A 21292-nucleotide genomic window follows, 5' to 3' on the forward strand; every position below is an offset into this window, starting at 1 on the left:
GACGACGCTCGTTGCGCGTAACGGGTTCAAGAACTCGTCTGGTGTCGGCGTCCCAGGCGTGACCCCCGGGCCGGGCTACTGGTCGGCGACGGTTACGCACAGTCAGCTTTCTGGTTCGACCTGCGGTATCGGCGTGAACACCACGAGCCCGATCATCACCACGGCTGGCGATGGTGAGCCCGCCTGCTACGTGCCCTGATGCGTAGCCTGGACTGCGCAGAGCGCTGAGCGCGACGCGGAGGAACGCCCCGTGACCAAGTCACGGGGTGTTTCCTTTTTCACGCCACGCTCCGCGAACGCTCTACGCTAGGTTTCGCGGCCATGCCGCCGATTCCTCCACCGCGCACGATCGGCTTTACGACGACGACGGACGTACCGCTCTACTGGTGCGCCTACGGAGCCGAAGGCGGTGAGCGACTCCTCGTTTTGCATGGTGGCCCAGGCGCGCACCACGATTATCTCCTTCCGCAGATGCTGCGGCTCGCCTCGCCCGGTGGAGTGGAATCGCGCGAACTACTCTTCTACGATCAGCGTGGCGGTGGACGGTCGCGCTCCGAGTCCCGTGACGGGGATGTAACCTGGCAGACGCAGGTGAAAGATCTGGAGCGCGTCGTCGACGAGCTGGAGGTTCGGCCGCTCACGGTCGTCGGCTACTCATGGGGTGGCCTGCTTGCGCTGCTCTTTGCGCGAGAGGCGGCGGCGGGGCGAATCCGCATCAAACCATCTCGCCTGATTCTCGTCGATCCTGCACCAGTCGCGCGGCGCTTCCGTGATCAATTCGAGCGCGAGTTTGCTCGCCGTCAGTCGGGTCCGGAGATTCAGGCACTGCGCGACGAGCTCGCGAGCTCCGCGCTCCGAGAACGGGACCTCGATGCCTACCGACAGCGAAGCTTCGAGCTAAGCGTTGCCGGCTATTTTGCCGATCCTCGAAAGGCTCGGGATTTGACGCCCTTTCGAGTCACCGGACGAATTCAACAATCCGTTTGGGAGAGCCTCGGCAACTATGATCTTCCGGCCGACCCTGCATTCCGCGCGATCAGTGTGCCGACACTCATTGTGCATGGCCGGCAGGACCCCATCCCTCTCGCATCGTCGCAGGAATGCGCAAGTGCCCTTCACGCTAGATTGGTCGTCCTCGACGAGTGCGGTCACGTACCGTACGTCGAACAGCCCGACGGACTTTTCCGCGCGATCGAAGATTTCCTCGTGTCGAAGAGCTGACTCCAACCTCTGCCTGCTCCCCGCCACTCGTCGATAAGCTTTAGGTAATGCCGCTCCACGACGATACCGTCCAGCCGCACGTGACCACGATCGATTACCAGGGTCGTCGGTACAGCGTTTCCTGTCGCATTGCCTTCGACGGTATCGAATACGTGGGACGGCTCTGGTTCGCAGACGACGCGTGGGACGACACCGGTATTCCTGATCGCGGCGCTCTAGCCGGCCGGGATCGCGATGAAGTCATGAATCTGGCGAAGCGACTTTCACCCGCCGAGCTCGTCCTGCGCTATCGGCGCGCCCTTGCTGAGAAGCGACGCTTCGTCGGCTTGCGCAAGGTGACTGAAGAAGTGCTCTCGAAGATCCGTTACCTGAACCAGGTCGCCATCTCCATGCGCGCCGGCCTGCTCGACATGGATGGCGCAGCGCAGGAAATCGATCTCACCGAGAAGCAACTGCACGAGCTGATTGATCGGCTGAAGAGCTATGCGGGGGTGGAAAGCTGAGGGCGCGCGAATGGACAGCCGCACTGCCGCGCACATCCTCACCCAAATCGCCGCTTACCTCGAGCTGCGTGGCGAAAATCAGTACAAGGCACGTGCATACGAGACGGCGGCGAATGGCATTCTGGCCCTTGGCGTAGACGACATCGCTCCGCTCCTTGCCTCTGGCGAAATCGGCCGCGTACGCGGACTCGGCCCAGCCACCCTTGCCGTCGTTCGCGATCTCGTCGAGATCGGCTCCTCGCGCTACCTCGATCAGCTGCGCGAGTCGACACCCGAAGGCTTGCTCGACATGCTGCGCATTCCCGGCCTTTCTGCGCAGAAGATTCATAAGATCTATGAGGAGCTCCAGATCTCAGACGTCGGTCAGCTCGAGGAGGCTGCTCGAGACGGTCGACTCGCCAGGGTCCGCGGCTTTGGCCCGAAGAGCGCCGAGCGAATTCTCAAGGGCATTGCGTTCTCGCGCGAAGCCGGAACCCTCGAGCTCTATCACCGGGCGCGCATCGGGGCCGAGCATCTCGTGACGCTCGTGCGCGAGCACCCGGACATCGAGGAGGCGGTCATCGCGGGCGCGATCCGCCGCCATCGTGAGGTCGTGAGCGGAGTTTCGATCGTCGCGCAGTGTCGCACGGGTGCGGTACCCGAACACGTCGCGACATCTTTCACTCGTATCAGCAGTGTGCGAGAGGCCACCGGCGAGAACACCGACAGCGTCAACATTCACTTCGTCGACGGCGTCAGGCTCACGCTCCGCTGCATGTCGCCGGCGCGCTTTGCGATTGCTCTCTGGCAGGCGACCGGCAGCGACGAGCACATCGAGCTCGTTAGGGCGCGCCTCGCCTTTCGCGGTCTATCCCTTATCGGCGACGAGCTGCTCGAGGCCACGCGTCCGATCGAGATCCCTAACGAGGAGGCGCTCTACCGCGCCGCTGGCCTCGACTACGTTGAGCCCGAGCTTCGCGAGGCGGAAGGTGAGGTCGATGCCGCGGCACGACATGAACTGCCGCGTTTGCTGGTGACGAGTGACATTCGCGGTGTGCTCCACTGCCATACGCACTACTCCGATGGCAAGAACTCGATCGCCGAGATGGCTCGCGGCGCGCAATTGCGTGGCTGGAGCTATCTCGGAGTATCCGACCACTCCGCCGCGGCATTCTACGCGTCGGGATTATCGCGAGAGAAAGTCCTTGGTCAGCTCGAGGCGATTGACGAGTTGAACTCCGGCGCGACGGATTTCCGTGTACTCAAGGGAATCGAGGCCGATATCCTCGCCGATGGCCGGCTCGATTACGACGCCGAGCTGCTTGCGCAATTCGATTTCGTGATCGGATCCATTCACTCTCGCTTTGGCATGAATGGTCCAGCGATGACGGAGCGTGTGCTGCGCGCGCTCGACGATCCCTTTCTCACGGTGCTCGCGCATCCGACTGGCCGTCTCCTGCTCTCTCGAGACGCGTACGCCATCGACGTTGATGCCGTGATCGAGAAAGCCGCCGCTGTTGGCGTGGCCGTCGAGTTGAACGCGGACCCACATCGACTCGATCTGGACTGGCGGCATCTGATCGAGGCCAAGCGGCGCGGGGCGACGGTAGCCCTCGGCCCCGACGCGCACTCCGTGAATGCGCTCGATAACGTGGTCATTGGCGTGGGCATGGCGCGGAAAGGATGGCTCGAGGCGAGCGACCTGCTCAACACTCGTGACGCCGATGGCGTGATCACCTTCGCACGGAGTCGGCGGCGTTAGCTTTCGTGCCATGCGCAACAAGCGAAATCCACCGCGACAACCACTCTCGCAATCGCGGCCCGCGGCGATGAAGAAGCGCATGCCGACATCGAAGACGGCGAAGCCGTTGCGCGGCAAGTCGAGTCCGAAAGTCCCGCGTGGCGCCTCCGCCAGCGGCCCGACAGCGAGACGACGTGGACGCATCCCAGCCTCGCGGCGCGCTCCGGCGGCCGTGCGCGCACCACAGATCTATGATCGTCTGCATCGAGCCTATCCCGATGCGCATTGTGCGCTGAATTTCGAGTCTCCATATCAGCTGCTCGTCGCGACGATCCTCAGCGCGCAGTGCACCGACAAGCGCGTGAACATCGTAACGCCGGCGCTCTTCCGTCGTTATGCAGGCCCCGCCGAACTTGCCGCGGCGAAGCCGGAAGAGCTCGAGGAGATGATCAAGAGCACCGGCTTCTTCCGCAGCAAATCGAAGAGCTTGATCGGCATGGCCACGGCGATCGCCCAGCAGCACGCTGGCGCAGTGCCATCCGAGATGGGGCAACTCGTCGACTTGCCTGGCGTTGGTCGCAAAACGGCGAACGTCATTCTCGGGAATGCGTTCGACCGCAATGAAGGAATCGTCGTCGACACACACGTGACGCGATTGAGCCAGCGACTCGCGCTCACGAAGCACACCGAGCCAGTGAAGATCGAGCAGGACCTGATGCGGCTCTTCCCCCGCGATCAGTGGACGCTGCTCGCTCATCTGCTCATCGAGCACGGGCGGCAGATCTGTATCGCCCGCGCGCCGAAATGCGATCAGTGCGTGCTCAGTGACCTTTGCCCATCGTCGAGAGTATAGTTGGCGACGTCCGAGTCGCGCCGTTTTTCGCGCGAGCTCTTGCACCGACTCTTACCTCGATGATGACGACTCGCCGACTCGCCACCTTCTCGATCGTAACTCTACTCGCCGCCTGCGCACACTCTTCGCCGTCCTTGACGCCGGAACCGCAAGTCGGCGCGCGCATCGCCGGCCCCCTCACCCCTGGCGATTGCGTCGAAGCACGTCGCCGCGCTGCACTGCAACCGGATCTCGAGGTCGAGCGGATTCCCGCCGTCGTCTCGATGAAGCCGGTGCCGTTCAGGGATGTCCCCGAGTCTGCCCTCCGCAAGGATGGCAGCGCCGAGATCAAGATCGACGTCGTCGTCGACACCCTCGGCCATCCGGACATGAAGACGTTCAAAGTTGTGAAAGTCTCCAGCAAGTGGTTCACCCAGAACGTCCGCAGCGTGATGCCGAGGTGGACGTTCACGCCGGCGCTCCTGGCAGGCTGCAGGGTCCCACGCGTGTACCACTTCATGTCGTCGTTGCCGGCTCGAACGAGCAGCACCCGCTAATCGACTCTCGGCAGGAACAGAGATCAGGATTCCGCGAGTGCTCGAATTGGAGCGATTCATGATTAGGTTAGGTGGTTGCACTCTATAACGGACCAACCACCGGACCCACGTGAAACGCGCCACATTCGATACCAATCGCGGCTCGATGGTCGCCGATCTATACGAAAAGGACGCCCCCAAGACCGTCGAGAACTTCGAGAAGCTCGCCAACAGCGGCTTCTACGATGGCGTCAAGTTCCATCGCGTCGTTCCCGATTTTGTCATCCAGGGCGGAGATCCGAACTCGCGCGATCTGCCTCCGGGCGATCCCCAAATCGGTCGAGGCGGCCCAGGCTACCAGATCAAATGCGAAACGGCTGGGAATCCTCGCACGCACGAGGCCGGCGCTCTGTCGATGGCGCACGCCGGCAAGGATACTGGTGGCAGCCAGTTCTTCATCGTCCTCAACGACGCCAATTGCCGTCACCTGAACGGTAAACACACCGTCTTCGGCAAAGTCGTCGAGGGACTCGACGTAGTCAAGAAGATCAAGCAGAACGACGTCATCAATAGCGTGCGCGTCGCCTAACGAACGCTCACGACCATCCTCTCGCCATGGCTGACACACATTCCGTCGCACACGACCAGCACCCTACGCACGCCGCGCGCGGCTCCGACATGATCGCCGCGTTCGCCGGTCTCATCATCGGCGTCGTTGTGCTCGTTCTACTGGTCGTCACGATCGTTAAGCTCACCAACCGTCACTACGAATCCGAGAAGCCCGCGGCCGCCGAGAGTAGGTGATGTTGGTGGTTGGTGGTTGGTGGTTGGTGGTTGGTGGTTGGTGGTTGGTGGTTGGTGGTTGGTGGTTGGTGGTTGGTGGTTGACCGTTCGCTCTGACGAGTAGCGAATCACCAGCTACCAGCCACCAGCACCGACCAGTCACCCTCGCAGGTGTCTCAAGAACCTCGCGGGATCGTTCAGAAAGTCGCGAGTGAGCACCACGTGATCGAGCTCCTCGAATCGCACCGACTCGATCGGCACGCGATCGCAGCTGTAGATCAGGGCGTTCGGAAACGCGAGGAGGATCGGCGAGTGCGTGGCGATGATGAACTGCGCGTCCTGCCCGATCATGTCGCCGATCATCGCGATCAGCGCGAGTTGGCTCTGTGGCGAGAGCGGTGCTTCCGGCTCGTCGAGGAGATAGAGACCGCCCGGCACGAACCGCGACACGAACAACTTGAGAAAACTCTGACCATGTGAGTTTGCGTCGAGATCGACGCCGTAGCGTTCCTCCATTTCGGCGAGTGATCGTTTGACCGGCAACTGGGCGAAGCCCTTCGCATAGGCCGACCGGTCCGCATATTCGACATCAATATCGGCAAGCCGGGTCAGGAAGTCCGCTCGCATCTTGGCCAAGGATTTCGTGAACCCGAAGAAATCCTCGGCGCGAAGGAAGAATCCGCGACGCGTACGCTGGCGCCACACGAGCTTCAGCGAACGGCCCAGGGCGCGTTGGGCGCTCAGGGTCTCATCGTCCTTCACGACGGCGCTCCCAACCGCTGGCAATCCCGCTGCGGCAGCAATCCCCTCGAGAATGGTCGACTTCCCCGAGCCATTTTCCCCGACAAAGAACGTCACCGGCGCGTCCACCGACAGCTTTTCCAGCTCGCGCACCACCGGCACGCTGAACGGGAATCGCTGGGAACTCTCGTCCGACGGTGCGGACTTGGCTACCGAACGGAGGTGAGGCAAGGGATCGTCGTTGACAGTGGTGTGTAGCTGCTGGAAGTGATTGGCGGCCGATGCCGCATAGTGTTCTATTCCCCGCTCACGCGCCACGATCGTCGCTACACGCTCAAAGCCAATGCCTTTGCCCACCCGCGCCGAAGCGATGGCGCTCATGCACGAGTACACGGCCAGCGAGTCGCTGCGGAAGCACATGCTGGCCGTCGAGGCCGCCATGCGCGCCTACGCCGACAAATTTGGTGAGGATCCCGAGCGATGGGGTCTCGCCGGATTGATCCACGATTTCGATTACGAGCGTTATCCTAACGCTGCCCATTCGGCGACCGAGGAACATCCGGCACATGGCGTTCGCATGTTGCGCGAGCGCGGTTGGCCTGATGACATCTTGCAGGCCATACTCGGCCACGCGACCTACTGCGGCGCCGCTCGCGAAACGGCGATGGCGAAAGCCCTCTTCGCCGTCGACGAGCTCACTGGGCTGGTCACCGCCACGGCGCTCGTGCGCCCGTCGAAGAGCCTTCACGAGGTCGACGCCCGTTCCGTTCGAAAGAAAATGAAAGACAAGGCGTTCGCTCGCGGCGTGAACCGCGACGATGTGTTGTTGGGCGCTCAGGAGCTCGGCGTCGACCTCGACGCGCACATCCAATTCGTGATTGACGCGATGCGTGCGCGAGCGGCCGAACTCGGGCTCGATGGCCGCGGTGTCTGAGTGCAAACCGCCGTTTTCAACGCCGGGCACCCACTCGCCGTACAACGAGTGGACATTGGCAGGAGTTCACAGAGCAAGGATGACCGCAGCAACCGCAGTCCAATCAAGCTTCGCGATGCCGTCATCATCTGACGGCGATCCGCGAAGGAGCTCGGACGAACGGGCACTGGTGGTGTCGGCCCAGCAAGGAAGTAGCGAGGCCTTCGCCGCGCTGGTGCGGCTGCATCAGCGGCGCGCCTACGCCGTCTGCCGAGCGATCGTGCTCACCCACGAGGACGCGGAAGACGCGGTGCAAGAGGGCTTCCTCCACGCATTTCGCGCGTTGGATCGTTTTCTTCCCGATCAGCCCTTCGGGGCCTGGCTCTATCGCATCATGGCCAACGCGTCGCTCGATCTCGTGCGGCGACGCAAGGTGCGCGATGCGGACGAGCTGTCGGAATCGTCGCCCGCTCCCTTCCGGGACCCGGGCGAAGCGGACGAGTTGAGGCGTCGACTGACGGAGGCGCTCACCCGGCTGACGGATCGACAGCGTTCGGTGATCGTCCTGCACGATGTAGAAGGATTTACTCATGGTGAGATCGGTTCGATGCTCGGCATTCCCGAGGGAACGGCGCGATCGGATCTGCACCATGCACGGGCGGCGTTGCGGCGGCTGTTGAAGGACGTACGGAGTGACATATGACAAAGCTCACAATGCATAACGACGGCGGCGATGAGGACGTGACGCGCGAGCTCCGCGCGATCTACGCCGCGCCCGCCGGTGAGCCGTACTGGAACGAGCTCGAGGCCCATATCATGGGCCGGATTATCCAGGTCGACCTCGGCTGGTGGGCGGAGCTCGATCGGTGGGCGAGACCGGCATTGGTGGCAGCCGCGGTCCTGGTTCTCGCCGCTGGCGTGGCGATGTTTCGCGCCCGGCAGGCGGAGATGCAGAGCGCGTATGAGCACATTCTCACGCCGAGCCCGGTGCCGGTCGAGACGGTGATCCGGCCGACGCTCGAGGGAGATCGGGAAGCGTCGCTTCGCGACGTGGTTGGCAGCAACGACAGAAGCAAAGGGAGACCATAATGCAGCGGTCTAAGCAGCAGGCGCTCATGTTCCTACTCGGCGCGGTGCTCGTCGGCGGCGTCGTTGGATTCTCCGCCGAGCGCGTGATGCGGAACACCAGCAAGGATCATTCGTGGGCGGCGCGGACGGCGATGTACGACGATTTGAGCCTGACGCCCGCGCAGCGCGAGGCGATGGACTCTGTGATCGACGAGAAGAACCGCCGCGTCGACTCGCTCTTGAAGCCGGTACGACCACAGATCGATAGCGTGCGCGCGAATACGCGCACGCAGTTCTATCGCATCTTCACGCCTGAGCAGCGCGAGAAGTTCGAGACTCGCGTCCGCGAAGATTCTGCGCGGCGCGACCTCACGCGCCACACCCGAGAACGTGACGACAGTGTGCGTCGAAGCGAGACGCACCGCACATTGGAACAGAAGGGAAAATGAAGAAAACACTCATCAGTCTCCTCGCGATCCCCTGCCTCGCGCGGGGGATCTTCGCACAGGGGACCCCCGTTGCCCTCGCCTCGATGCGTGATACGGTTCGCCGCGTGTCGATCGATAGCGACACGGCGTTCCATCCGATCGGTCTGCAGCACGCCATAGAGCTTGCCCAACGCAACGCACCAATCGCCGTTCAGGCGCGCGGCCAGATCCGGAGCGCGAATGCCTCGGTCCGTGCTGCGTATTCGGCACTGATCCCCGCTGTCTCCATTACCGCGGGACAGTCGAATCAGACAGGTGACCGCCTGGGTCAGAGCGGAAACATCGTTCCCTACAATCCCAAGCACCCCTGGTCGTACTCGACTGGAGTTCGATCCTCACTGCGTCTATTCGACGGTGGGCAGCGGTTCTATCAGATCTCCCAATCAAAGGCAGACGTCACTTCCGCCGAGGCAAACGACGTAGCGCAACAATTCAACGTCGCGCTGCAGGTGAAGACGCAGTACTACGCGATTCTCGCCGCGCGTGAGATGGAGTCCGCCGCCGGCGCACAGCTTGATCAGGCGCAGGCGGACATGAATGCGGCCGCGGCTCGCGTCAGCGCCGGCGCCGCCACTCTCTCCGACTCACTCCGCACGGTGATCGAGGTCGGAAATGCACGCCTTGCGCTGATCACGGCGCAGAACAATCTGCGCACCGCCAGCGCAGCACTTACCCGGCTTGTCGCCGCGCCGTATCTCGTCACGGCGGAGGCAATCGATTCGCTGGATCGGTCGCTGTCACCGATTGACAGCGCCGAGCTGGTGCAGCTCGCGCTACGCGGCCCTGCAGTTGCGCAGGCGAGTGCGCAGATGGTTGCCGCGCAGGCAGCGGTGCGCTCGGCGCGGACGACTTATCTCCCGACGGTCGACCTGACCTTTACGAGAGGCGGAAGCGGTTTTGCGCCTTATGGCGCCGGTGCCAGTGGCGACACGCTTCTCAATAGACAGTATCCGTATACGAACACGTTTCAGCTGAGCGCATCCTTGCCGTTGTTCAACAACTATCAGCGTGAGCTGGCACTCGCGCAGGCACAGGTCGCAAAGGATGACGCGGACGCCACGCTGCGCGATGCGCGGCTCGCCGCACAGCAGAACATCGTGCAGCAACTCGCATCCCTGCGCGCCGCCCAGGAGCAGATCGACATTCAGCAAGCATCCATCCGGTCGGCGGAGGAAGACTTGCGCGTGCAGCAACAGCGTTACGCGCTTGGCGCCTCGACGCTCCTCGATCTGCTGACGTCACAGACGACGCTCGACCAGCAGCGCGCGGCGCTGATCCAAGCGCGTCAGTCGTACCGGCTGGCGCGAGCGCAAATCGAAGCCGTCATCGGGCGCGATCTGCAGTAGGCACCGGGTGTTAGGTGCCAGGCGCTAGCCCAACACTAGCACCTGGCATCTAGCACCTAACACCGAGGCGCTTGCTACAGCAGATCGCCCGGGACGCGCGTATACTCCAGGATGCACCTTCCCCTCCTGGAGAACCCACTCGTGAAGCGATATCTCGCGCTGGCGCTTGCTGTTGTCGGCACCGCCGCGTGTACGGGAAATAAGGACAAAGCGCCGTTCGTGCAGACGGCCCTTGTGTCGCACCGCACGATCGTGATCGACGCCGAAGCCACGGGCTCGGTGGAGCCGATCACCGTCGTCGAGGTGAAGTCCAAGGCCTCCGGCTTGATCACGAAGATGCCCGTGGAGACTGGCACGCTCGTGAAGCCTGGCGATCTGCTCGTCCAGATCGACACGCGGGACGTCCAGAACCAGTACAACCAGGCGGAGGCAGACCTCAAGGCGGCGCAGGCGCAGCTCCAGGTGTCGGAGGCGCAGAAAAAGCGCAGCGACGAGTTGTTCAAGGCGCGCGTCATCACGTCACAGGAATACGAGAATGCGTCGCTGGTGTACGAGAACGCGAAAGCGGGGCTCATTCGCTCGGCCGCCAATCTCGACCTCGCGAAGCAGCGTCTCGAGGACGCGACGGTGAACGCGACCACCGCCGGTACGATCCTCACGAAGACGGTATCGCTCGGCCAGGTCATCACCTCCGCAACGAGTTCGGCGACCGGTGGCACCACGTTGCTGACCATGGCGGATCTCGGCAAAGTGCGCGTGCGCGCGCTCTTCAACGAGACCGATATTGGCCAGGTGCGGCCGGGTCAAACGGCCGCCGTGGGGATCGACGCATTTCCCGACCGCCGCTTTCAGGGCGTCGTCGAGAAGATCGAGCCCAACGCGACGGTTCAGCAGAACGTGACCATGTTCCCGGTGCTCGTCACCCTCGATAATAGTGAGAGCCTGCTCAAGCCCGGCATGAATGGCGAGGTGTCGGTGCTCGTCGACCAGGTCAACGACGTGCTCGCGGTACCTAACGACGCGCTCAAAAACGTGCGTGAGGCGGCTGCCACCGGTCAGATGCTTGGCCTCAATGCCGACAGCGTCAACGCCGAGGTGAGGTCGCAGATGCAGAACGGCTTCGGCCGCTCGCGCGCCGACGCGGGCCAGATTGGTGCCTCGGCGTCCGGACGTACGCGCGTCGCGTCGTCGCAAGGCGAAGTGTCTCTCAGTCCGCAGGGCGAGGCGGTCCAGCAGCCGCAACAGGGCTCTGGTCAAGGACATCAGCAGATCGAGGTCACGGACAAGCAGTGCGCGGATGTGAAGGTCGCGCTCGCCAAGAAGCCCGACCTGCAAAAGAAGCTCGACGACCTCCGGGCAAAGGCGCGCTCCGGTGAGCTCGACTTCGCCGCGATGCGCGACGAGAGTGAAAAGTTGTACAAGACTGCCGGCGTTGACATGCGTGTCGCGGGCGCCTGTCGTCGCAAGGAAATGCAGGCTAACGGTGGCGGCGTGGGTGCCGGCGCCCAGACGGGCAGCGGCTACGCACAGCGCGGCGGCGGTAACCGGAATGGAGGCCAGCAGGCGCAGGGCGGCAACGGCGGCAATCTGCAGCTTTCAACGCCCGAGACGGGCGGCATCGGACGCCGCACCCATCCGGGCCTGGTCTTCGTCGTCGACACCGCGCATAAGACGTATCACCCGCGCGTCGTTATGCTCGGCGCGGCGAACTTCGACTACACCGAAGTGGTGAGCGGTCTCAAGGACGGCGAGCGCGTTGCGCTGCTCGCCTCCCTCGCGTTGCAGGCACAGCGTCAGCAGCAGAACGACCGTCTGCGTCAGGGAATGGGTGTCCCGGGGCTCACGCCTAACGCTGGACCTGGCGCAGGCGGTCCCCGAGGCGCTGGCGGTGGTGGCCCTCGTGGCGGCGCCCGGTAGCGCGAGAGATCGAGCCCATGCTTTTCGGTGAAACGATTGCCGTTGCGCTCAGTGCGCTTCGGGCGAACAAGCTGCGATCCGTTTTGACGATGCTCGGCATCGTCATCGGCGTCGCGGCCGTGATCGCGATGATCGCACTCGGCACGGGTGCGCAGGCGGCAGTGAAAGACCGCATCGCCGCGCTCGGAACCACATTGCTCACCATCAATCCTGGCCAGCAGCGGGGCTTCGGCGTGGCAATCGCCGATGCGCAGGCCAAGCTGATCATGGACGACGCCAAAGCGCTCGACGAGCGCGCGTCGGCGTTGCTCGCCGTCCAGCCCGAGATGAACCGCAGTCTTCAGGTGCAGTGGGGCAACAAGAACGCAAACACGTCGGTGGTCGGGACGTCTGCCAATTATCTCGAGGTGCGCAAGTACGCACTGCACTCGGGTCGGATGTTCACCTCAGCCGAAGACGAAGCCCGGCAGCGCGTCGCCGTCATCGGACCGACGGTCGCGACCAACATGGGCCTCGATACGCCCGACGCGCTGTTGGGCGAGAGCATTCGCATTCGCGGCATTCAATTCACGGTCGTGGGCATCCTCGAGTCCAAGGGTCAAGGGACGCCCTTCGGCAATCCCGATGATCAAATTCTCATCCCGATCAACACTGCGCGCTTTCGCGTGATCGGGAGCGACCGGCTGCGTTCGATCAGCGTTCTCGCCGAGTCGGAGGACAAGATTCCCGAGGCAATGGCGGACATTCAGCGCGTCCTCCGACGCGAGCATCGCCTCCGGCAGGGCCGACCCGACGATTTCCAGATTCGCAGCCAGGCTGACTTTTTGAACACCCTGGGCGAGACGACACAAGTCTTCACCTTCTTGCTCTCGGGCATTGCGGCGGTGAGCCTCCTTGTCGGAGGCATCGGCATCATGAACATCATGCTGGTGTCGGTCACCGAGCGCACGCGCGAGATCGGCGTGCGCAAAGCGCTTGGCGCAACGCGCCGCAACATCCTGCTGCAGTTTCTCATTGAAGCGGTGGTGCTCTGCTGCATGGGCGGCGTGGTCGGCATTCTCCTCGGCGCGTCCGGTGCCACGGTGATGAGCCGGACCGCCGGTTGGAACACCGAGGTATCGCCAGCGGCGGTCGGTCTTGCGTTTGCGTTCTCCGCGCTCGTCGGCGTGTTGTTCGGCGTGTGGCCGGCCCGCCGCGCCGCCGCGCTCGATCCGATCATCGCGCTGCGATACGAATAGTGGCTGGTCGTTGGTGATTGGTACTCGGTGAACGTTTGAGATGCCGGCGAGCGCAGCTCGCCGGCATTCCTTTTTGCCAGCCACCAGCGACCAACCACCAGCGACGCCGTTAGGCATCGTTATGAGCCGGCGCGTCCGACACCGTCGGTCAATTGTGCCGATCTGTCGTCTTTCGTGACAGCACGCCCGTACATCGCATGTCGTGTGTGAGAAAAGTTACTGGCGTGTGCTGACGCGGATTGCTATCTCCTTTGTCACGCGACACGCTGCTCAACTCGTGAGTGGCCGTTGTGTAAACGCTGATTGACGATGGTTGACCTTCGCGCTCGCGCGGGACGCTCGGCGTCCGCCGGGACATAATTGGAGATCTTTCGATGCGGAAACGTCTTCTTGGAATGCTGGGTGCCGCGCTCCTCGCGAGCGCAGTCGTCGCGGGATGCGCCGATCGCGCCATGACCGGACCCGAGTCCCCGACGGTTGCGACGCAGCCTTCGAATAGCCTGCTGGGTGGTCTCATCGGCGGCCTCGTCGGGACCGTCGGCAAGCTGCTCAACATCGTCGTCACGCTCGTCGTGCGGCCGTCGCCGCTGGCGCAGGATGTCGTCTGGTCATTCGATGCCGGCCCTGCTGGTGCACTGTCCGGGAATCGCAACGCGGGCCTCTCGATCACTATTCCACCCGGCGCGCTGAGCCAGAATGTGCACATCACCGTCACGGCGCGGGCTGGTAAGGTCTACGATTATCATTTCGAGCCGGAAGGTTTACAGTTCGCGAAACCCGTCATCCTCACGCAAGACGTCTCGAACAGTTCGCTTCTCGGTGGATTGCTCGGCGGCCTGCTGGGCGGCGGCAAAAGCACGTCGCTGCGCGGCGCATATTACGCGGCGCCGACGCTCACCTATGACTCGAAGACCGGTCAGGCGACCGTCAACGAGCTCGAGCCGAGCGTGAGCGTGCCGGGGTACGTCACCTTCCAGATCAAACACTTCTCTGGGTACGTCGTCGCATCGTGCGACAATAGCGGCTTTGGCGGCTTCTGAGCTGGCGCGACGAATTGCATTCGGCGCGATTCAGCCCCATGAAAGCTCAACCGTCCACCCCGACTAGAACTTCGGCCGCCGAGACGATGTCGTCTCCGGCGGCCGAAGTGTTGCCCGGCAACGCGCTGGTCGCCGGACTCATGGCCGAAGCAGAGCACGCCGAGGCCGCCGGGCATCGCGAGCTCGCGAGACGTCGCTACGAGAGCGCACTGTATCTGCTTCAGGGTCCGGAGCGCGCCTCCGAGGCGTCCGTCATCCTGCGGCGAGTCGGCCGGCTCTATTTCGATGATGGTGACTTCGCCGCTGGTGTCGACTGCCTAACGGTCGCACTCGCAACCGCCGAAGCAGTTGGTGATCAGTCGCTCGTCGCGTACGCTAATAACGTCATGGCGATCGGCCACTGGCAACGTGGAATGCTCCGCGAAGCCGAGCAGCTGTACGCTGCTGCGTACCGTGCGGCGCGCATTGGCAAGGACACGAAGCTCGCGGCGATGGTCGATCAGAATCTCGGTATCATCGCGAACACGCAGGGCGACTTGTCGCGCGCCTTGCGGCATTACGAGGCGAGCCTCGCCGGCTACCGGGAGCTCGGCCTCGACGAGTTCATCGGAAAGCTGCTGGCGAACATGGGAATGGCTTACGCGGACTTGGAGCGCTGGGACGAAGCCGAGAAGATCTATCAGGAAGCATTGGCGATCTGCGCCGCCTGCGGCGACGTGAGCACCGCGCTCATGGTCGAGGGAAACCGCGCCGAAGCGCAGATTGCTCGCGGCCTCTTCGTCGAGGCCCGACTGGTCTGCGAGCGCGTGCTTCGACGTGCCCAGGGTCTGAACGACGCGCGCGCCGTCGCTGAAGTGCAGAAGCATCTCGGCGTCATCTCTCGTGAGTCAGCGAAACTGGACGACGCGGAGAGATTCCTGCGACTCGCATTCACCGCCGCAACGTCTCGTGAGGATCTCCTCCTCGCCGCCGAAGTCGCGCGCGAGCAAGCCGAGCTCTATTCCGTAATGCGTCGAGAGCGCGAAACGCTGCAGGCACTCAACACGTCACACCGGCTCTTCACGGAGCTGCGCGCGCAACGCGATCTTGCCGATGTCGCGCGCCGGATGCGCAACCTCGAGCAGCGCTTCTACGATATCGTCAGTGCGTGGGCGCGCTCGATCGAATCCAAGGATCCATACACGCTCGGTCACTGCGAGCGCGTTGCCGATTACGCGTGCGCCATTCTGCTCGCGCTCGACCCCGATCGGAGCACGCTCTTCTGGTTCCGGATCGGTGCGCTGCTCCACGACGTCGGCAAGATCAATGTGCCGATCGAAGTGTTGAACAAGCCGGGGAAATTCACCCCGGAGGAACGCGCACTCATGGAAAGTCACCCCGTGGCCGGTGTCGAGCTGCTCAAAGACGTCGAGTTCCCGTGGGACGTTTTGCCAATGGTCCGCAGCCACCACGAGCGATGGGATGGTCGCGGCTACCCCGATCGCCTAACGGGCGAGGAGATCCCGTTGCACGCGCGCGTGCTTGCGCTCGCCGACGTGTTCGACGCGCTCACCTCGGACCGCCCGTATCGCCCAGCGTTCTCGCCGCAGGAGGCGCTGCGCATGATGCGTGAGGATTCGGGCAAGGCATTCGATCCGACGCTGTTCCCGATTTTCGAGCGTCTTGTCCCTGGTTTTCAGGGCTTTGTGGCTGCTGCCGCGGGCACGATGTCCGAGATCAAACAGGCCGCGGCGTAACCGAAGCAGACACGCTTTTTTAGAGTTTTGTTACCTCCAAAAACCCGTGATGCGAATCACGGCCCGTGTTCGGTACGGACGGTTATCTCCAGATGTACTCGCGCTGATGCCTAGCGAGTGAATGCCGTTGCTCGATCGACGGAAGCCGCTCACACAATGACGGAGAGCCTGATGATGTCGAAGCGCCCGACCGCCATACGTGCCACCGTCCTCGTCGCCGCCGCGATTGTCGTCGCTTGCGGTGGCGAGGGGGCGTCCGTCGTGTCGCCCCGACTCGAGGGCGCTCCGCCGTTGGGCGTCGTCAGCGACCCCGCCGGCGCGCGCGTGCATCCCGTCCGCCGTCAGAGCGGGCTCGCCAACGACGATACGTTCAGCTTCGATGTCGGCCCGAGCGGTACGCTCGTCCGCCATCCATCCACGGGCCTAACGATTCTCGTGCCCGCCGGTGCGGTGTCGACGACGACGCACATCACAGTCACCGCACTCAAAGGGGCGGCGCTCGCGTACCGCTTCGAACCGCACGGGCTGCAGTTCGCTCTCCCCATCGCGCTCACGCAATCGCTGCGCGGGCTTCGCCTCGAGCAGCCGCTCTTCGTTCCCCAGTTCTTTGGCGGCTATTTCGCCACCGACTCCCTGGCGACCGATCCCGTCTCCGGCGACGCGCGCGTCATCGAGATCCTGCCCGTCCAGGTCGACATCGGAGCGCGCAGCGCGACGCTCGAGATCCGGCACTTCTCGGGGTACACCGTCGCCTCCGCGGCGAGCGACAGCCTCTCGGACGCGCGCTGATGCGGCCGACGAGCGCCACTCGACGCCTCGGCCGTGGCCGACACGCAACCGCAGTGGGCACGCTGCTCGACGAGGCCCTTCGCGCCGAGCGTGCGGGCCAGCGCGAGCTCGCGCGCCGACGCTACGAAAGTGCGTTGTATCTGCTGCGCTCGGACGCGGAGGCGGAAGAGGCCTCGATCATCCTCCGCCGCATCGGACGGTTGTACCTCGATGACGGCGACGTCGAAGCTGGACTCGATTGCGTGAACGCCGCGCTCGTCGTCGCCGAGCTGCGGGGCGATTCGGCGGCGATCGCGAACGCGAAGAACATCATTGCCATCAGCCTCTGGCAACGCGGCCAGCTCGACGAAGCCGAAGCGCTGTATCAGGAGTCTGGCCGCATGGCGCAGATCGCCGGCGACGCCCGACTCGTCGCCATGGTCGAGCAGAATCTCGGAGTGATCGCGAGCATGCGCGGCGACGTGCCGCGCGCGCTGCGCCACTATCGGACGAGCCTCGCCGGTTATCGTGCGCTCGGGCTCGACACCTACGTTGCCAATTTGCTGAACGATATCGGCCTCGCCTACGCCGATCTCGCGCGTTGGGACGATGCCGAAAGTACCTACCAGGAAGCGCTCGCGTTGTGCGACGTCTGCGGCGACGCGAGCACGGCTCTCATGGTCGAGGTGAATCGCGCGGCGATGCGCATCGCGCGCGGCGATTACGTCGACGCGCAGGTCGTGTGCGAGCGCGTCCTCCAGGAAGCGCGACCGCTCAACGACATCCGCGTCCTCAGCGAAGTCTACAAGCACTGCGGCGTCATCGCCCGCGAGCTCGGGCGAACCGAGGAGGCCGAAGAGTATCTCCGCGTCGCCTATGAGAGCGCGCTTCGCCGCGAGGATCTCCTGCTCGCCGCGGAAAGCGCGCGCGAACAGGCGGAGCTCTTCACGACGCTCCGCCGCAACCGCGACGCGCTGCAATCGCTCAACGCATCACACCGCCTCTTCGCGAAGCTCCGTGTGCAACGCGACATCGCCGATGTGCGACGGCGTATCGATCGCCTCGAGCGCCGCTTCCTGGATGTCGTTAGGCAGTGGAGCCAATCGATCGAATCGAAGGACCGCTACACGCTCGGCCACTGTGAGCGCGTCGCCGACTACACCTGCGCCATGGGCAAGGCAATGGGCTTCGACGAGCAGACGCTCTTCTGGATGCGAATCGGCGCAATGCTCCACGACGTCGGCAAGATCGTCGTCCCCTCGGACATCCTGAACAAAGCCGCGCCCCTCACCGCCGCCGAGCGCGCAATCATCGAGCGGCACGCGTCGGCCGGCGCGGACCTCCTCAAGGACATCGAGTTTCCATGGGATGTCCTGCCCATGATTCGTCATCACCACGAACGATGGGATGGGGCAGGATACCCGGATGGCTTGAGCTGCGATGCCATTCCGATGAGCGCGCGGATCCTGTGCGTCGCGGACGTGTATGATGCCTTGACGACGCACCGGCCCTATCGCGCCGCCTATACGCCTAACGAAGCTCTCGAGGCGATGCGCGCGGATCGCGGGCGCGTATTCGATCCGGATGCCCTCGATCTCTTTGCGCGCCTCCTGGAGTCGCTCCCCGCTCTCGCTCCCATTGCCTTTCCACCGGTGCCTGTGAGCGAACAACCGGGTCACGGCCCGGACACCATCGTGCCACCCTTCGCCGCATGATCGCTTTCGACTCCTCTGCACGTTTACGCGTTGGCCTCATCGACCACGGCTCCGATGGCGTGGCCGAGGAGCTGCGCGTGCTGTTGCGCGACGTGAGGGCGGTGGAGCTGGTTCCAGCCGCGCCGCCAGACGAGTCGCGCAGCGAGGAGACAGGCGCCTCACGCAGTGCGTCGAGCACGCCCGACGTCGTCGTCATCGCGTTAGGCGCGGCCGTCGAACTCGGCATCTCGATGATGGCTGCGCGCCGCGCCGTACCCGAGGCCGCGATCGTCGTCGTCGTCCCCTGGTTCGAGGAAGCGCTCTTTCTGAGCGCGATTCGCCTCGGCGCCGAAGACTGTGTGACCGCTGCCCAGCTCGACACGCCGGGACTGCTTCGTATTCTGCTCGTCGCCGCGGAGCGGCATCGCCTAACGTCTTCGCTGCGCGCGGCCGCCTTCACGGACGAGCTCACGGGCCTCTACAACCGACGCGGATATGTCACGCGCGCCGCCACGCTGCTCAAGGTCGCGGAGCCGAAGACGATCTGGCAAATCTTCTTCGACGTCGACGAGCTCAAGATCATCAACGACACGTACGGTCACTGGGCGGGCGATCGCGCGCTGATGGAGGTCGCCGTCGTACTCCGCCAGGCCTTCCGCTCGACCGACATCGTCGCGCGCGTCGGCGGCGACGAGTTTGCCGTCCTTGCGACAGCGCCTGCCGACGCGGCACCCGACTCCTGGACGGCACGCTGGCGCGAGCCCTTCGTCGCACTGGCCACGAGAAAGGATCTCCCGTTATCGGTGAGCGTCGGCCTCGCTCAACCCGACGAGCGTGGACAGATGACGCCCGAGGACCTGCTCACTCGCGCCGACACGACGATGTACACCGCCAAGCGGCTACGGAAGAAGTTGATCGATGGCCGAGGACTGAGGCCGCCCGGACCGCTTGCGGTGGCGGCGACGAGATGAAGTTGCTGGATGTTAGGTGTTAGGTGTTGACGCAGGACCCGACGTGTTCACCGAGGTCGATCGCTCGCTCTGGTCAGATGTCGTCGCGGAGCTTCGCGAACGCTACGCGGCCGCTGGGCTGCGCCGCGCCGCCGGCAAAATAGGCGAAAGTTCCAACTCGGAAGGCGAACGTTCCAACTCGGAAGGCGAACGCGGCAAAAGCTCGCGCTCCGTTGCCAGATGGGCAGCATCACGTGCCAAATCGTGAGGCGTACGCGAAAAACCCGAGGGCGAAGGCAGTACTTCCCGAGGCGAAGCGCGCAAAACCGAAGGCGAAGCGTGCTCCAGGCGAGTGCAACGCGGCAATGTGCCACACGAACGGGGCTTCCCCCAACACGAACGTGGCTTCGGACGACACGAACGTGGCTTCAGCCAACACGAAGGTGGCTTCAGACGACACGAAGGTGGCTTCAGACGACATGAGCGCGGCTTCACCCGACATGAACGCGGCTTCCCTCGACACGACCATGGCTGTGCCGTTTCGCCATCTCTGGCTCCATGATTTGCCGCAAGACTCTTGTCGACGTACCGAGGTGCTAGGTGCTAGAACAGCGAAACCCCGCGAGGCGGCGACCTCACGGGGTTTTCCATTTTGCTAGGACCTAAAGCCTAACACCTGGCAACCACGGCCGAGCGTCAGTCCTCGCGATCAAGATCCACCTGCTTTTCGCCAATCTTCCGCTGCACCTTGCCTTTCAGTTCCTGCCCCTTGCCCTTGATCTGCTCGCTCGTGTCGCCAGTCATTCCGCCGACGGTGTTGCGAACGCGTCCCTTGACCTGATCGACCATCCCTTCGCCCTGATTCTTCACTCCGTCTTTGGTAGGATCGTCGGACATTGGATGAGCTCTCCCGATGAGTCGAGCCGCCCGCGCTTCCACCACAGAAGCGACCCTTCTGCGGCTCACGAGCCGGGCAAAAAGGCAAGGCACGTGCCCCCTTCAAACACATGCGCCTCGTCTCTTCCCATTGCGTCGATATATCTCACGATATATCGTAATTGGGAGTGAAGACATATCTACGGCATATCGTAAGGAGAACACATGCGCGGCGCATTTTTCGATCTGAAAGACTTCGCCAAGTGCGGTCCCTCGGGCCAGGGTGGCTTCCGTGGACGTTGGGGATTCGAGGGCTTCATGAGTGATTTCTGGGGACCAGGGGGTCCGCGAGGCCGGGGCTGGCGGGCGAGAGCGGGCCGCGTCTTCGAGCAGGGCGACCTCAAGTACGTGATCCTTCGGCTCCTCGCCGAAAAGCCGCGTCACGGCTATGAGATCATCAAGGAGCTGGGAGATCGATTCAGCGGCGCCTATGCGCCGAGCCCCGGAACGGTCTATCCGACACTGACCATGCTGGAGGACCTGGGCTTCGCTCGCGCGATGCCCGAAGAAGGTGGGCGAAAGATCTATGAGATCACCGACGAGGGGCGTAAACACCTCGACGAGCATAGCGCCACGGTCGATGACATCTTCGAACGCATCGCGAAATTCGTCGAAGGCTTTTTCGACGCCCCGATGGCGGAGCTCAAGCGTTCGATGGCCAGCCTAGGCCGGGCCACTTTCTACGTCGCCTCTCGTTCACCGAACGATAAGGAGCGGCTCGCCAGGATCAGCGAAATCCTGAAAAAGGCCGCCGCCGAGGTCGAGAGGCTCACGCAGGAAGAAGGTACGACAGGCAAGACCGAAGGGGGCCAGGGACACTAGACAGCTTCGGCCGCTTTACCGGTCTGAGCGCGCAGCTAGA

At 63.6% G+C, this 21292-nt stretch carries 24 protein-coding genes; 21 read left to right on the forward strand and 3 right to left on the reverse strand.

Translation table 11 applies throughout. The features are described 5' to 3' along the window. The 8 genes from VGH98_10745 to VGH98_10780 all read left to right on the forward strand — a co-directional run. A partial coding sequence (locus tag VGH98_10745; GenBank protein ID HEY2376439.1) for a hypothetical protein occupies positions 1-199 on the forward strand: 199 nt, incomplete at its 5' end. A gap of 122 nt (positions 200-321) precedes the next feature. Further along, positions 322-1221, forward strand: a complete 900-nt coding sequence (locus VGH98_10750) for an alpha/beta hydrolase (protein HEY2376440.1) — start codon at positions 322-324, stop codon at positions 1219-1221. Between the two features lie 152 nt (positions 1222-1373). Further along, positions 1374-1724: a hypothetical protein gene (locus VGH98_10755; protein ID HEY2376441.1), complete on the forward strand. Its 351-nt coding sequence runs from the start codon at positions 1374-1376 to the stop codon at positions 1722-1724. Positions 1725-1734: 10 nt separating this feature from the next. Beyond that, a complete protein-coding gene (locus VGH98_10760) occupies positions 1735-3465 on the forward strand; it encodes a PHP domain-containing protein (protein HEY2376442.1) in 1731 nt (576 codons plus the stop codon). Positions 3466-3475: 10 nt separating this feature from the next. Next, positions 3476-4297 (forward strand): endonuclease III, encoded by an 822-nt coding sequence (nth, locus tag VGH98_10765; protein ID HEY2376443.1) that lies wholly within the window; start codon positions 3476-3478, stop codon positions 4295-4297. A gap of 59 nt (positions 4298-4356) precedes the next feature. After that, the gene (locus VGH98_10770; GenBank protein HEY2376444.1) at positions 4357-4833 is read left to right on the forward strand and encodes a hypothetical protein; all 477 of its coding nucleotides are present in this window, start codon (positions 4357-4359) and stop codon (positions 4831-4833) included. A 109-nt stretch (positions 4834-4942) separates the two neighbouring features. Beyond that, on the forward strand, positions 4943-5401 hold the full coding sequence (locus tag VGH98_10775) for a peptidylprolyl isomerase (GenBank protein ID HEY2376445.1): 459 nt from the start codon (positions 4943-4945) through the stop codon (positions 5399-5401). A gap of 26 nt (positions 5402-5427) precedes the next feature. Beyond that, the gene (locus tag VGH98_10780; GenBank protein HEY2376446.1) at positions 5428-5616 is read left to right on the forward strand and encodes a hypothetical protein; all 189 of its coding nucleotides are present in this window, start codon (positions 5428-5430) and stop codon (positions 5614-5616) included. Positions 5617-5754: 138 nt separating this feature from the next. Here VGH98_10780 and VGH98_10785 read toward each other — a convergent pair whose 3' ends face one another. Then, positions 5755-6717: an AAA family ATPase gene (locus VGH98_10785; protein ID HEY2376447.1), complete on the reverse strand. Its 963-nt coding sequence runs from the start codon at positions 6715-6717 to the stop codon at positions 5755-5757. Here VGH98_10785 and VGH98_10790 point away from each other — a divergent pair. The 12 genes from VGH98_10790 to VGH98_10845 all read left to right on the forward strand — a co-directional run bounded on the left by VGH98_10790 (position 6707) and on the right by VGH98_10845 (position 19515). Beyond that, positions 6707-7270 (forward strand): HD domain-containing protein, encoded by a 564-nt coding sequence (locus VGH98_10790; GenBank protein HEY2376448.1) that lies wholly within the window; start codon positions 6707-6709, stop codon positions 7268-7270. The genes VGH98_10785 and VGH98_10790 overlap by 11 nt on opposite strands. A 115-nt stretch (positions 7271-7385) precedes the next feature. Next, on the forward strand, positions 7386-7952 hold the full coding sequence (locus VGH98_10795; protein HEY2376449.1) for a sigma-70 family RNA polymerase sigma factor: 567 nt from the start codon (positions 7386-7388) through the stop codon (positions 7950-7952). Next, a complete protein-coding gene (locus VGH98_10800; GenBank protein HEY2376450.1) occupies positions 7949-8338 on the forward strand; it encodes a hypothetical protein in 390 nt (129 codons plus the stop codon). Before VGH98_10795 ends, VGH98_10800 begins: the two co-directional genes overlap by 4 nt. Beyond that, positions 8338-8766: a hypothetical protein gene (locus VGH98_10805; protein ID HEY2376451.1), complete on the forward strand. Its 429-nt coding sequence runs from the start codon at positions 8338-8340 to the stop codon at positions 8764-8766. Before VGH98_10800 ends, VGH98_10805 begins: the two co-directional genes overlap by 1 nt. Beyond that, positions 8763-10151 carry a TolC family protein gene (locus tag VGH98_10810; GenBank protein HEY2376452.1) on the forward strand — a complete coding sequence of 463 codons (1389 nt, stop codon included), beginning with the start codon at positions 8763-8765 and terminating at the stop codon, positions 10149-10151. The genes VGH98_10805 and VGH98_10810 overlap by 4 nt, the downstream gene beginning before the upstream one ends. 111 nt (positions 10152-10262) lie before the next feature. Beyond that, positions 10263-12068 carry an efflux RND transporter periplasmic adaptor subunit gene (locus VGH98_10815; protein HEY2376453.1) on the forward strand — a complete coding sequence of 602 codons (1806 nt, stop codon included), beginning with the start codon at positions 10263-10265 and terminating at the stop codon, positions 12066-12068. Positions 12069-12085: 17 nt separating this feature from the next. Further along, positions 12086-13306 (forward strand): ABC transporter permease, encoded by a 1221-nt coding sequence (locus VGH98_10820; protein ID HEY2376454.1) that lies wholly within the window; start codon positions 12086-12088, stop codon positions 13304-13306. Positions 13307-13680: 374 nt separating this feature from the next. Then, a complete protein-coding gene (locus VGH98_10825) occupies positions 13681-14346 on the forward strand; it encodes a hypothetical protein (GenBank protein ID HEY2376455.1) in 666 nt (221 codons plus the stop codon). 86 nt (positions 14347-14432) lie between these two features. Further along, positions 14433-16082: an HD domain-containing phosphohydrolase gene (locus VGH98_10830; protein HEY2376456.1), complete on the forward strand. Its 1650-nt coding sequence runs from the start codon at positions 14433-14435 to the stop codon at positions 16080-16082. 156 nt (positions 16083-16238) lie between these two features. Continuing rightward, positions 16239-16871 (forward strand): hypothetical protein, encoded by a 633-nt coding sequence (locus VGH98_10835; protein HEY2376457.1) that lies wholly within the window; start codon positions 16239-16241, stop codon positions 16869-16871. Continuing rightward, on the forward strand, positions 16871-18565 hold the full coding sequence (locus VGH98_10840) for an HD domain-containing phosphohydrolase (GenBank protein HEY2376458.1): 1695 nt from the start codon (positions 16871-16873) through the stop codon (positions 18563-18565). Before VGH98_10835 ends, VGH98_10840 begins: the two co-directional genes overlap by 1 nt. Continuing rightward, the gene (locus VGH98_10845) at positions 18562-19515 is read left to right on the forward strand and encodes a GGDEF domain-containing protein (protein HEY2376459.1); all 954 of its coding nucleotides are present in this window, start codon (positions 18562-18564) and stop codon (positions 19513-19515) included. The genes VGH98_10840 and VGH98_10845 overlap by 4 nt, the downstream gene beginning before the upstream one ends. 229 nt (positions 19516-19744) lie before the next feature. Here the strand turns inward: VGH98_10845 and VGH98_10850 are convergent, their stop codons facing one another. Then, positions 19745-20023, reverse strand: a complete 279-nt coding sequence (locus tag VGH98_10850; protein ID HEY2376460.1) for a hypothetical protein — start codon at positions 20021-20023, stop codon at positions 19745-19747. 167 nt (positions 20024-20190) lie between these two features. Then, positions 20191-20391: a CsbD family protein gene (locus VGH98_10855; protein HEY2376461.1), complete on the reverse strand. Its 201-nt coding sequence runs from the start codon at positions 20389-20391 to the stop codon at positions 20191-20193. Positions 20392-20778: 387 nt separating this feature from the next. On the opposite strand from VGH98_10855, the gene VGH98_10860 reads away from it, so the two are divergent. Continuing rightward, the gene (locus VGH98_10860) at positions 20779-21252 is read left to right on the forward strand and encodes a PadR family transcriptional regulator (protein ID HEY2376462.1); all 474 of its coding nucleotides are present in this window, start codon (positions 20779-20781) and stop codon (positions 21250-21252) included. The last annotated feature ends 40 nt before the right edge of the window (positions 21253-21292 follow it).

Source organism: Gemmatimonadaceae bacterium, assembly GCA_036496605.1.
Classification (GTDB): Bacteria; Gemmatimonadota; Gemmatimonadetes; order Gemmatimonadales; family Gemmatimonadaceae; genus AG2.